General features: G+C 30.2%; 14 protein-coding genes. 5 read left to right on the forward strand and 9 right to left on the reverse strand.

Annotated features, from left to right (window positions below; translation table 11 throughout):
• Nucleotides 1-82 precede the first annotated feature (82 nt).
• From L0U72_RS02940 to L0U72_RS02950, 3 genes are all read left to right on the forward strand, one after another.
• On the forward strand, nucleotides 83-631 hold the full coding sequence (locus L0U72_RS02940) for a Smr/MutS family protein (RefSeq protein ID WP_101916856.1): 549 nt from the start codon (nucleotides 83-85) through the stop codon (nucleotides 629-631).
• 17 nt (nucleotides 632-648) lie between these two features.
• Nucleotides 649-1,794, forward strand: coding sequence for a cysteine desulfurase family protein (locus L0U72_RS02945; RefSeq protein WP_233898382.1), 1,146 nt, complete (start codon nucleotides 649-651; stop codon nucleotides 1,792-1,794).
• A 410-nt stretch (nucleotides 1,795-2,204) separates the two neighbouring features.
• Entirely contained in the window at nucleotides 2,205-3,128 is a 924-nt protein-coding gene (locus tag L0U72_RS02950; protein ID WP_101916858.1) for a PorP/SprF family type IX secretion system membrane protein, read from the forward strand.
• Nucleotides 3,129-3,258: 130 nt separating this feature from the next.
• Here the strand turns inward: L0U72_RS02950 and L0U72_RS02955 are convergent, their stop codons facing one another.
• The 3 genes from L0U72_RS02955 to L0U72_RS02965 form a co-directional block, all read right to left on the reverse strand.
• Nucleotides 3,259-3,996, reverse strand: a complete 738-nt coding sequence (locus L0U72_RS02955; RefSeq protein ID WP_233898383.1) for a peroxiredoxin — start codon at nucleotides 3,994-3,996, stop codon at nucleotides 3,259-3,261.
• Between the two features lie 217 nt (nucleotides 3,997-4,213).
• Complete coding sequence (locus L0U72_RS02960) at nucleotides 4,214-4,984, reverse strand: zinc ribbon domain-containing protein (protein WP_101916860.1); 771 nt, start codon at nucleotides 4,982-4,984, stop codon at nucleotides 4,214-4,216.
• A gap of 4 nt (nucleotides 4,985-4,988) precedes the next feature.
• The gene (locus L0U72_RS02965; RefSeq protein WP_233860914.1) at nucleotides 4,989-6,083 is read right to left on the reverse strand and encodes a Nif3-like dinuclear metal center hexameric protein; all 1,095 of its coding nucleotides are present in this window, start codon (nucleotides 6,081-6,083) and stop codon (nucleotides 4,989-4,991) included.
• 216 nt (nucleotides 6,084-6,299) lie between these two features.
• Here L0U72_RS02965 and lpxK point away from each other — a divergent pair, with 216 nt between their 5' ends.
• Nucleotides 6,300-7,433, forward strand: coding sequence for a tetraacyldisaccharide 4'-kinase (gene lpxK / locus L0U72_RS02970; protein WP_317206182.1), 1,134 nt, complete (start codon nucleotides 6,300-6,302; stop codon nucleotides 7,431-7,433).
• 55 nt (nucleotides 7,434-7,488) lie between these two features.
• A complete protein-coding gene (locus L0U72_RS02975) occupies nucleotides 7,489-7,974 on the forward strand; it encodes a thioredoxin family protein (protein ID WP_101916862.1) in 486 nt (161 codons plus the stop codon).
• 120 nt (nucleotides 7,975-8,094) lie between these two features.
• Here the strand turns inward: L0U72_RS02975 and L0U72_RS11750 are convergent, their stop codons facing one another.
• The 6 genes from L0U72_RS11750 to L0U72_RS03000 form a co-directional block, all read right to left on the reverse strand.
• On the reverse strand, nucleotides 8,095-8,220 hold the full coding sequence (locus L0U72_RS11750) for a hypothetical protein (protein WP_256444154.1): 126 nt from the start codon (nucleotides 8,218-8,220) through the stop codon (nucleotides 8,095-8,097).
• 93 nt (nucleotides 8,221-8,313) lie between these two features.
• Nucleotides 8,314-9,771 (reverse strand): NAD(P)/FAD-dependent oxidoreductase, encoded by a 1,458-nt coding sequence (locus tag L0U72_RS02980; protein WP_233898384.1) that lies wholly within the window; start codon nucleotides 9,769-9,771, stop codon nucleotides 8,314-8,316.
• 361 nt (nucleotides 9,772-10,132) lie between these two features.
• Nucleotides 10,133-11,236: a mannose-1-phosphate guanylyltransferase gene (locus tag L0U72_RS02985; protein ID WP_233898385.1), complete on the reverse strand. Its 1,104-nt coding sequence runs from the start codon at nucleotides 11,234-11,236 to the stop codon at nucleotides 10,133-10,135.
• A 42-nt stretch (nucleotides 11,237-11,278) separates the two neighbouring features.
• The gene (locus tag L0U72_RS02990) at nucleotides 11,279-11,866 is read right to left on the reverse strand and encodes a SprT-like domain-containing protein (protein ID WP_233898386.1); all 588 of its coding nucleotides are present in this window, start codon (nucleotides 11,864-11,866) and stop codon (nucleotides 11,279-11,281) included.
• 66 nt (nucleotides 11,867-11,932) lie between these two features.
• Nucleotides 11,933-12,613: an SDR family NAD(P)-dependent oxidoreductase gene (locus L0U72_RS02995; RefSeq protein WP_233898387.1), complete on the reverse strand. Its 681-nt coding sequence runs from the start codon at nucleotides 12,611-12,613 to the stop codon at nucleotides 11,933-11,935.
• Between the two features lie 158 nt (nucleotides 12,614-12,771).
• Nucleotides 12,772-12,957 carry a hypothetical protein gene (locus tag L0U72_RS03000; protein WP_233898388.1) on the reverse strand — a complete coding sequence of 62 codons (186 nt, stop codon included), beginning with the start codon at nucleotides 12,955-12,957 and terminating at the stop codon, nucleotides 12,772-12,774.
• Nucleotides 12,958-12,967 lie beyond the last annotated feature (10 nt).

The raw sequence follows: 12,967 nt of genomic DNA on the forward strand, positions 1-12,967 counted from the left end.
TTTTTTACAGTTCTTTTGCAATATACAAGTAGCACAAAAATACAATGTAAAGCACTTTTTGTGAATTAAGTAAAGGTTAAGTATGTGTTTAGAAATAGGAAATAAAGTTGCAGTGTTAGACGCTGATATTCGGGGGATTATCACAAGAAAAGAAAATGACTTTTTTTTTGTGAAAGATCAACACGGGATGGAATATTCTTTTTATGCAACCGAATTGGTTAAAATTAAAGTAGAACAACACGAATTGAGTAGGCAAGTTGCAGTTCAAAAATCATTATGGCAACAAAAGACGCAAGAAACCGTTAAAAAGAAAAAATCTTTTTTTGTTAAAGATAAAAATGAAGTAATTATGGAGGTCGATTTACATGCCGATAAATTAGTGAAATCGACTCGTGGCATGGATAATTATGATATTCTATCCTTACAGTTAGAAACCGCAAAACACAAATTAGAATATTGTATCTCAAAAAGCATTTCAAAATTGGTGTTAATTCACGGAATTGGTGAAGGTGTTTTAAAAACCGAATTAGATTATTTATTGAATAATTATTCGGTGAAATATTACGACGCTTCGTATCAAAAATACGGAAAAGGAGCTACCGAAATTTATATTTATCAAAATCCAAATTAATTTTATATAAATATTTTATGAAAACTGTTTATCTAGATAATGCCGCCACAACACCAATATTACCCGCCGTTGTTGCCGTAATGCAGGAATCAATGTTGCATAATTTTGGAAATCCATCATCTATTCATCAATTTGGAAGGAAAGCAAAAGCAGTCGTGGAAACTGCTCGTAAAAATATTGCGAAACATTTTAAGGTATCAGCTAGTGAAATTTTCTTTACCGCAGGAGGCACGGAAGCCGATAATTTAATCTTATATAATGCCGTTTTAAATTTAGGTGTTACTCGAATTATTACTTCTAAAATCGAGCATCACGCCGTGTTGCGTACTGTTGAATATCTTCAGGAAAAATATGCAATAACCGTAGAATTTATACCTGTAAATGAACACGGAGTTCTTGATATCAATGCTTTTGAACAGGTTTTAAAAACATCTCCTGAAAAAGAATCCCAAAAAACATTGGTTAGTTTGATGTACGTAAATAATGAAATTGGAAACTTATTACCAATTGAAAATATAGCCCAATTATGTACGGAAAACAACGCGTATTTTCACTCCGATACCGTACAAGCAATTGGACATTATCCGTTAGATTTACAAAAAATTCCCGTAGATTTTATCGTAGCAAGTGCGCATAAATTTCACGGTCCGAAAGGCGTTGGTTTTGCTTATATCAAAAAAGGAATTTCAATAAAACCCTTGCTATACGGGGGGGAACAAGAAAGAGGAACACGAGCTAGTACCGAAAATGTACACGGTATTTTGGGTATGGAAAAAGCTTTAGAAATTTCTTTTGAAAATTTATCCGAAGATAAAAAACATATTGAAAAATTAAAAACATATTTTAGTACACAATTAAAAACGCACTTTAAAAATATTCAATTTAATGGCGAATCGGAATGTTTAGAAAATAGTAGTTATACGATTTTAAATGTTCGTTTTCCTGTGAAAAATAAGATGATACTTTTTAATTTGGATTTACACGGAATTGCAGTTTCTGGCGGAAGTGCTTGTCAAAGTGGAGCGAGTAAAGGTTCACACGTGTTGCGAGCTTTTTTAGAGGCTGATGAAGCTGAAAAAGCATCGGTACGTTTTTCTTTTAGTAAATTAACAACCTTTACAGACCTTGATTTTACACTTGATAAATTAAAAAAAATTATCTAAAAATTATTTAATACTATCTAGTATCATTTAAATTGATGTAAAATTGTTTAGAATATTGCGAATTACTAAATTTTAAGGTAGGTTTTAGTGATAAATATCAATAAAAGTTAAAAAATTTGAAATAAGTTGCTGAAAAAAAATAAAACTAACTTAAATTTGTTACTTTTATTTTTTTTATGATTGCTAAATTTGTATAACTAATTCATAAAAGGCATTTTACCTCTTTTTTTAAAGGTTTTTTATTGCTTTTTTATATCCGTTTTACATCTGAAATAAATCAGAAATAAAGAGTTTAAAAATATAGTTACATGATTTATTGATTAAAAGTTAATTTTGATTAAAATTTTCTTGATAAGAATTATAAAATCGCCCATAATATTAATTAATAAAGCTATAAAAAGAGATATAAAATGAAGTTATTTTTAAGTGTAATATCAGTATTTTTAGTAATTATTGCTTCGATAACCGATATACAAGCACAACAAGATCCGCAATATTCGCAATATATGTACAATACGATGAGCGTAAATCCAGCGTATGCAGGTTCTAAAGATTTTGGTGTAATCACCGCAATTGGAAGAATGCAATGGGTTGGTTTTGAGGGAGCTCCAGAAACTCAAAATTTAAGTTATCATACGCCTTTAGGCTATTCTGGGTTAGGTTTAGGTTTCAATATTATGAATGATAAAATTGGTCCTTCGCAAGAAATTTCTTTAGATGCCAATGCCTCTTATAGTATTCAAACTGATTTAGATGGTACGTTAGCTTTTGGTTTGCGTTTAGGAGGACGTTTCTTAAATATTGATTGGAGCAAAGGAACGGCAAATGATGATGAAGCTATTTTTGGCGAAAATGTAAGTAAATTTTTACCAACAATTGGAGCAGGAGTTTATTATCATAAACCGACTTGGTATATTGGGCTTTCTGTACCTAATATTTTAAAAATGGAACATTATGATGGCGATAATCAATTAGGAAAAACGGCTGTTGAAAAAATGCACTTTTTCTTCATTGCAGGAGCCGTATATGATATTAATTACGATTTAATGTTTAAACCAGCGGTATTGTTAAAAGCTGTTGCGGGAGCTCCGTTATCGTTGGATATCTCTGGAAATTTTTTATATAAAGAAAAATTTAGAGCAGGATTAGCTTGGAGATGGGACGATGCCATTAGTGCTCTTTTAGGTTTTCAGGCTTCAGAAACGTTGTTAATAGGTTATTCGTATGATTTAACAACCTCTAATTATAATGTAACAAATTCAGGAACTCACGAAATTATGTTACAATATGAATTATCAAAAGGTTCGAAATATAAAGTTCCTAAATTCTTTTAAAAATTTTCTTAAAAATTCATTTTAAGATTTTTAATAAAAATTTAATCTATAAAAAAAGCTCAAAATATCAACACGATATTTTGAGCTTTTTTATTGCTTTAAAATTTAAAAGATATCTTATTTTTTCGTGTTATTTTTTTAAAATTCTATCTAAAACTAAGTCTTTATCTAATTTTTTAGTACAGAAAAACCAATCTTTACAATCAATATCACTGTCTTCCATTCGGTTATTTGCTGTTCCACAAGATCCTGCAGGGCCTATAATAACATCATCTCCAGGATACCAATCAGCAGGAGTTGCAACGCCAAACTCATCCGCTGTTTGTAAGGCGATAATTACACGATATAATTCATCAAAATTTCTACCTAAACTTAAAGGATAATAAATAAGACTTCTAACAATTCCTTTTGGATCGATAAAGAAAACAGCTCTTACCGCTTTTGTATCGTCTTCATTTTCCTGAATCATACCATATTTTCTGGCAACATCCATTTTGATGTCTTCAATTAACGGAAAGTTAACTTCAACATCTTTCATTCCTTTGTATTCAATTTTTTCTTTAATAGTACGCAACCAAGCAATATGACTGTATAAACCATCAATAGAAAGCCCTACAAGTTTACAATTTGCTTTGGCAAACTTATCTTCTAAAGAAGCAAATGTGATAAATTCTGATGTACAAACTGGTGTAAAATCAGCAGGATGACTAAAAAGAATAACCCAATCACCTTTATAATCTGCAGGGAAATTAATAGGACCTTGTGTCGTTGTAGCTTTAAAAGCTGGTGCAGCATCTCCAATTCTTGGCATGCTAAATACTTGTTTTTCGTTATATTGTTCGTTCGTTTGTGCGGTATTTTGTCCCATGATTAATTATTTAAAAATTAAGATTAATAACACTACTAAGGTATTTAATATTATTGTTTTTTTTCTGCTTTTTTCTTCTAATATTAGTCTAATTTTCTTTTAATTTTTATTGAAATTTAAGGATACTTTAACGACACTTTTTTAAGTTTGGCACAAAAAAAAGCACTCGAATAGGAGTGCTTTTTTATTATATTTCAAAAATAATAGTAAGTTATTATTATATAAATAAGTTATCAATTTTTTCTTTTTCTTCTTGAGCTAATGCGGCATCAACTAAAATACGACCACTATACTCATCAATTGTAATTTTTTTACGATTCGCAATTTCTAACTGTACTTGAGGAGGAATTGTAAAGAAAGAACCACCAGCAGCACCACGTTCAATAGCAACAACGGCTAATCCATTTCTTACTTTGGTACGAATTCTATTATAAGCAGTTAATAAGTGCTTATCAATAGATTGTGCATATTCTTGCGATTTCTCGTTTAATAATTGCTCTTCTTTTTCGGTTTCTTTCAAGATATCATTTAGCTCATTTTTCTTGTGCGTTAAATGACTTTCTTGTTTTTTTAATTTTTCTTTAGTTGTTTCTATAACGCCATTTTTCTGGGTTATTTTCACTTTATATTCTTTAATTCTTTTTTCTGATAATTCAATTTCTAATTCTTGAAATTCAACTTCTTTGGTTAAAGCTTCAAATTCACGATTGTTACGAACATTTTTTTGTTGATCTTCGTATTTTTCAATTAGTGATTTAGATTCTGTAATTGCTGATTTTTTATTTGTAATATCAGCTTCTAAACTTGTAGCTTCGTCTTTTAATTTAGAAAGTCTTGTGTTTAATCCGGCAACTTCATCTTCTAAATCTTCAACTTCTAAAGGTAATTCACCACGAACGTTTCTGATTTCGTCAATTCTAGAATCGATTAACTGTAAATCGTATAACGCTCTTAATTTTTCTTCTACCGTTACTTCTTTTTTTGCCATCTGTTTATATATAGTGTATTGGATTTGTACTTCTTTCGCTCAAAGTAATTGCAAAAGTACTAAATTTTTTACGAAGATAATCAATCAAAAGGTTTTTTGTAAACTGTTCGCTTTCATAATGTCCGACATCAGCAAGTACGATTTTTCCTTCTGCTTGAAAAAACTCATGATATTTAAAATCAGCACTGATATAAACATCAGCATTTTGTTGTATTGCATTTTTAATCGCAAAACTTCCAGAACCTCCTAAAACGGCTACTTTTTGAATCGGTTTTGCTAATAATTCAGAATGTCGAACACAATCGGTTTTAAAAGTTTTCTTTACAAAGGCTAAAAAATCAGTTTCATTCATCGGGTTTTCAAGTTCGCCAAGCATTCCCATTCCTATATTTTGATGTGCGTTATCGAGCGTAATTATTTCGTAAGCAACTTCTTCATACGGATGATTTTCAAACAATGTTTTTAGTATTTTTCCTTCTAAATTATGGATAAAACTCACTGAAATAGCAGTTTCTTCTTTAGATATAAATTCACCTTTTTTTCCTACTCTCGGATTTGAGTTTTCATTTCCTCGATACGTTGTTGTTCCGCTAGAATTAAAGGAACAATTCTGGTAATTTCCGATAGTTCCTGCACCAGATTCAAAGAGTTTTGTGCGTAAATTTTCGGCATTTTCAAGCGGAACATACGTTGTTAATTTTTTAATAATTCCTTTTTTAGGAATTAATGTTTTACAATTTTGCAAACCTAAAACTTCACACATTTTTGCAGAAACACCATTGTTTACATTATCTAAAGCAGTATGTGTTGCATAAATGGCAATATTGTTTTGAATCGCTTTTAACACCACACGTTCTACATAAGTATTGCCGTTTATTTTTTTCAATCCGCTAAAAATAATTGGATGAAAACTGACAATTAAATTGCAGTTTTTAACAATTGCTTCCTCAATTGTTTGTTCCAAAGTATCTAAAGTTACTAAAACGCCCGTTATTTCTGTCGTGTAATCACCTAACAATAAACCAACATTATCGAAATTTTCAGCATACGATAACGGTGCTAATTCTTCAATATAATTGGTAACATCTTTTATTTTCATAAGATAAAATATATGGAATCAAAGTTACTGTTTTTTACTGTTTTTTTATGTTATTCTTAGTCGATTAAAAAGAATTTAAAAATAAAAACGAAATTAACTAAATAGACTTAGCCCCGATTGACGCAGTTGTTTGAGCTCCTTTTTTTGATTTTTCTTCAAAAAAAGAGCGAGTGCGGAAAGCGGGAAATAGCTTCAAATAATTTCTAATACCTTTTGATGAAAAAACAAATAAAACTACTTATTCTTTCTGATTATAAAATAATTTCTACTTTTGAACTCATGAAAATACTTCGTTTTTTATTGTTTCCGTTCGCTATTTTATACGGAATTATTACCGCAATTCGTAATTGGTTTTTTGATATTGGACTTTTAAAATCGACATATTTCGATGTGCCAGTTATTGCCGTGGGAAATTTAAGTGTCGGAGGAACAGGAAAAACACCACAAATTGAATTTCTAATTCGATTGTTGAAAAATACCCATAAAATTGCCGTTTTAAGCCGAGGATATAAACGTAAAACCACTGGCTTTCAAATTGTGAATCAAAAACATACAGCTTGTGATGTTGGCGATGAACCCTTACAATTTTATAAAAAATTCAAAAATCAGGCAATTATTTCGGTCGATACCGATAGAACAAACGGAATTACACAATTATTAAAAAAACAAAATCCGCCCGAAATTATCTTATTAGATGATGCGTTTCAACATCGAAAAGTAAAAGCTAGTACCTATATTTTACTCACAAAATTTGACGATTTATATATAAATGATTACATGTTGCCAACAGGAAATTTACGGGAATTTCGTAGCGGTTACAAACGAGCAAACATCATTATTGTTACCAAATGTCCCGAAAATCTATCCGAAGAAAAACAACAGGAAATTATTCGAAAAATAAAACCGAAAACATATCAGCAAGTATTCTTTACAGCAATTTCTTATGATGAAAATTTAAAAAACACAAAAGAAAATATAGAAGAAAACAATACGAATTTAACAATTTCAGCGTTAAAAAATAAAAACGTTTTATTAGTTACAGGAATTGCAAATCCAAATTCATTATTGACATTTTTATCAAAAGAAAACATACAATTTAAACACTTAAAATATCCTGACCATTACGATTTTACAAATAACGATATTCAGAAAATAACCAGTGAATTTAAAGAATTAGAAGCAAAAAATACATCAAAAAATACCATAATTCTAACCACAGAAAAAGATTTTATGCGTTTAGAGAATCGACTAAAAAAACTGTGTTATATTTCGATAAAAAGTATTTTCCTAAAGGATGAAAAAAGATTTAGTAACCTAATACAACAGGAAATCAGCAAAATAAAAGTATAATTTCATTATTTTTGGTATTATTTTTGATATTTTTGAAACAATAAATAACAACAGCATGAAAAAAATAGGTATAATTTTAGTATTTCTTTTAGCGGTACATACCGTTTCTGCACAACAAAGTGTTGTTGCTCATCAAGAAATAAATCAAGAAGCAAACCAAGAAGTAAAGTGGGAACAATCTTTTGATACCGCTATCAAAAAAGCAAAGAAAGAAAATAAACCCGTTTTGGTGTTTTTTACAGGTTCAGATTGGTGTCCACCATGTCAAACAATAGATAGAGAATTGTTTAATACCGATAAATTTAAAGGCTTTTCTGATGAAAAATTGATTCTATATAAGGCAGATTTCCCTAGAAATAGAGATTTAGTTTCTTCTGAAGCTAAAAAAGAAAATAACGAATTACAGTATCGTTATGGAATAAACGCATTTCCAACAGTGGTCGTTGTTAATGCAAAAGGAAACGTTTTAGGAAAGAAAAAAGGAGCATATATGGCAGCATATTATTATCCTTTTTTACAATCGATTATAACAAATAATTAAAAATTATCAACCTATTTTAATTACATAATTTATTAAAATAACTGAAAATAACTAAAAAACGAAGTGTAAAAGCTTCGTTTTTTAGTTCTAAGAATTTATAGTTGCAAAATTATCGAAAAATTAACGAGTACCTCCATGACCACCCGCAACTACTTTCATTATTTTTAAACTTAAATAAATAAATTTAAAAAATTGAATAAAAGGATTCTGCATACGTCTTTTTTCTTTTTTTGATATTCTTTCCATCATTGTTTTTTATTAGCATAAAATTTAAAATTTAAAATTTAAAAATTAAATTTTAAAGTGAATTAAAGTGAAATTTAATTGAGAATTTTTATTTTATTCAGGAATTAACCACCAAAAAGGTTTCATTTTAGCTTTGTAAATAAACGCATAATGAAGTGCTAATTTAAGCCAATGTCCTGCCAAACCTATTTCTCCAAAAGTACTTTTTAATGCTCGTCCGTGTGTGTTTGGATATTTTTCAAAATCAGGAACAATAGGAAATGTGGTAATACTAACACCACTTCCTTGTGTAAAACCGTAACCTGCAGAGGCAATGCAAGCTGCACCCATATTTCCCATAGAACCTTTATGAAGTGTTAAATCAGTACCTTTTGTTAGATGTCCGATAATGTTATCAGCCACTAATTTTGCGGTTATTCCAGAGGGCATTCCTGTTCGTGGTGGTGCTGGAAATATAGGTGTTCCATTTTTACTATTTCGTGGTTTTGAAATCGTATGTGGCGGTGCAAAGGCAATGCCAGGGGCAAAAATATTTTTATATGTCGGATTTTGATAGGTTTCTGGCCAATCTTTTACGCTCCATTTTTCGTATGGTTTTGGCGTATAATCGGCATCAACAATCATAAAACCTTTGAAAAGTTTTTCGGTTATTTCTTCTTTATTTTTATCAAAAGCTTTAAATCCGTGTCCTGAAAATACTGGAATTAACATGGCAAAATCATAGGTTTCGCTTTTAAATTCGCCGTCTAAATTCTCATAATGAGCAATACCATCTTCAATTTTATGAACACCAGCGCCAGTAATCCATTTAATATTTCGGTCTTCAAAAATCATTTCAATCATTTCGTTAGACTTCATATTGATGCCACCGTAACTCAAAAGCATGCCGTCCATTCCAAAATCTCCCAAAAGAAATTCGTTAGAAATCCATGTTATTTCGGCATTATCTCTTACGCCATGATTACATAATTCTTTTTCTACATTTAAAATATATTCAAAAGCCGCCCCTTGACAGGTCGATTTAGCGTGTCCTGTACCAATTAGAATTTTCGCTTTTTTACCTTGTTTCATTTCCTGAATCAGCTTTTCTAACGCTGTCCAAGCGTGGCTTGCGTGGTCGTAAGTACATACTGAAAATGCATTATTTTTTCCAGGTAATAATCCTTCGGTTGCTTCAAAATTTAAACGAGGTCCTGTGGCATTAATTAAGTAATCGTAGTTTATTTTTTCTTGTATTCCTTTTTTATCGTTGCTTACATATTGTGCGATTACGTATGGTTTTTTTTCACTTTCATCGCCTTCAGGATGAAATGTAATCACTTTTGCTTGTTTATATCCGATTCCTTTTTTTTGATAGAGTGGTGCTAATGGAAAGAGTATATCTTCAGGTTTCATACGTCCAATGCCGACCCAAATATTGGAGGGAACCCATTGATAATTGCTGTTGGGGGAAACAACGATTATTTCATGTTCTTTTGATAATTTTCTACGCAAATGCGTTGCTGCTACGTGCCCTGAAATTCCAGCACCCAAAATAACTATTTTTGCCATTTTATTTTTTAGATTTTTAATAGTTTTTAATTTTCTGATATGTATCAGTGATAAAAAAATAAATAAGAAGTGGTTTTTTATGCTATCCTTAAAAGTTTTTGAAAACAGTTTTTAATAATTTTTTAAAAGATTAAAAAACACTTTTAAAGACCTGTTAAAATTAAAGAAGCTAAAAAAAGTATACAGCTACTTTTGTTACATAAAAAAACGAAGTGTTTAGTGCTTCGTTTTTTTTATGTTTTTAGAGCCTGTTTAAATTTCATCTGAAAAAAATATAGTGGCAAAAAATGACGGCAAGGGGTTAAAAACGCCTTCTTAAAAGGAACTAAAAATCACTCGAACTGACAGTTTATTTAATTTTTTAAAAATATTCTTTGGCAGTGGCACTAATTTGTTTAATATCTTGTTCATCTTTTCGAGGACAGATTAAAATAACATCTTCTTTTTCGACGATAATAAAATTGTGTAATCCTTGAATGATTATTTTTTTGCCATTTTCTGTTCGAATCATATTTCCGTTAGCATCTTTAAAAATTGCTTTTGCACCGACTACCGCATTTTGTTGCGTATCTTTTGTTAATTTTTGATACAACGAACCCCAAGTTCCTAGGTCATTCCAACCAACGTTTATGGGTAAAATATACATATTTTCAGCACGTTCCATAATCGCATAATCGATGGAGATATTTTCACATTTTGGATAATTATTTTCTATAAATTCAGATTCTTTCTCCGTATTATAAATGATATTTTCGTTTTTGGGCGTTAGAATTAGAAGCATTTCAGGAGCATATTTTCCAAAAGCATTTAGAATACTTTTAGCAGAAGTTACAAAAATCCCTGCATTCCATAAATAATCACCACTTTTTAAAAACTCTTTTGCTGTTTCTAAAGCTGGTTTTTCGGTGAATTTTATTACTTTTTTAACGGCTGAACTATCAGAAGTATTAGAAACATCAGAAAAATTAGTTTTATTTTCTTCAAATTTGATGTATCCATAGCCAGTATTTGGTGTATCGGGTTGAATACCAAGGGTCATTAAAATAGCATTATTTTCAGCTATTTTAAAGGCAGTGTTAAGGTTTTTTAAAAATTCAGTTTCATTTTCAATCCAATGGTCGGACGGCGCAATTAATAGTACGGCATCAGGATTTATCGCTTTTATTTTTAGGGAAGCGTACAAAATACACGGTGCTGTATTTCGCATTACAGGTTCTAATAATAATTGTTTTTTGCTTATTTCAGGAAGTTGTTTTAAAACTAAATTTTCGTAGCGTTCGTTGGTTGAGATAAAAATATTTTCAGAAGGGATTAATTGATTAATTCGATGAAAGGTACGTTGAATTAAAGATTCTCCCGTGCCTAACATATCTTGAAATTGTTTGGGATATTCTTGCGTGCTTACAGGCCAAAAACGAGTGCCTACGCCTCCTGCCATAATTACTGCGTAATAATTTGTATTCATTATTTTTAGTTTTAGGACTTTATTTTTCGCTAATATTTTCTATTATTTCTGCATTACTTCTGCATTTTGATTAAAAAGATACACACGTTTATTAACTAAATTTAAGCACTCAAAACGTGTTCTTCGTTTGTTTCCTTTTCGGTATAAATTCCCTTTAAATTGAAATAATTCACCATTTAAAATCTCGAAAACAAAGACTTTTCCAACACTAGCTACGCCACCTTTTAGGGCTAATGATAAATGAACATCAGAGTCGGTACTTGCCTTTGGATTTTTTAAATAATGAGCCAAGTAGGGGAGTATTTTCGTTGGATAAATATCAGGACGTAAAAAAGGGAGCATCAAATGTTGAAAAACGGTTTTCCATTCGTTGCCATGTGGTTGCACTTTTCCAAATTTTTGATGCGTAATATGATGTGCAATTTCATGAATTAATGTTAATAAAAACTGCTGTTTGTTTAAATTATTATTAATTGTTATTTGTGTTTTTCCGTTGGGAAACGTTCTAAAATCGCCGTGTTTACTTTGTCGCTTATCTACAATTTTAAGATTAATCTGATATTCTTTAATTAAATATTCAACTAACAAAATAGCATTTTCGGGAATATATTTGAGTAGTATTTCTCGCAAAATAATTCGTTTTATGAATTTTAAGTTAAATAATAATTTTTAAAGAATAATAATTTTAAAGAAATTTTAAGGATTAGAGCTCGAAACTTGCAAAACTTTTCCGTTGTAAAATTTGTTTCCTGTTAGTGAAAAATCAAAAATATAATCAGCCATTTCTTTTGCTGATACAGGGGCTAAATATCCAGGGAATGCTTCCTCAAGCATTTCGGTTTGTACGGCTCCTAATGCCAAAACATTAAAGGCAATTTGTTGTTCTTTGTATTCTTCAGCTAATAATTCTGATAAGGTAATTACCGCTCCTTTTGCCGAGCTATAAGCGGCTAATCCTGCAAATTTCAAACTTCCTTGAACGCCTCCTATCGAACTTATGGTAACAACATGGCTTCCTTTTTTCATAAATGGAATTATATTTTTGGTTAATTCGGCAACGGCAAAAACATTAATGGCATATACTTCTTGAAAATCAGCAGTTGTTAATTCGCTAAAAGGTTTGTTAATTAATTTTCCTGCATTATTGATTAAAATATCGACAGTTTTCCATTCTTTTTTGATAAAATCAGTTACTTTTTTTAAAGCATCATTATTTGATAAATCAACAGATAATGTTGTAATTTTTTGATGATTTAGTGCCTCTAAAGGTTTTGTATTTCTTGATAATGCTAATACATTATGTCCTTGATTGGCAAATTTTTGAGCCAATTGAAAACCAATTCCTCGGCTCGTTCCTGTGATTACGATATTTTTCATTTAATAGAATTATTTAAATAATTTTAAAAAGCCAAGCTACTTAAAAATAATTAATATTTAATCAAGAATAAAAAAAATTGAGTTGTACACAAAAAACCCTCGAAAAATTCGAGGGTTTTATCATTAATTAAAATTATAAAAAATAGTAAAGTAAAAGCTTAAAAACCTACACCTGGGTTTTCAGGACCAGTTGGGCTTTGTGCCTGTGCTTTTTGAGGGTTCAAAATCATATACGTTCCTAATGCTGTTAAACTCGCATATTTCCCGTATTTCCCTATTTTTTGTAACGCTTCTTTTCTTGAAATATCTTCACTATTTCTATTGTTTTCAGTTTGTTTTTTCATGATGTTTGTC

The sequence above is a fragment of the Tenacibaculum piscium genome (genome assembly GCF_021390755.1).
Taxonomy (GTDB): Bacteria; Bacteroidota; Bacteroidia; order Flavobacteriales; family Flavobacteriaceae; genus Polaribacter; species Polaribacter piscius.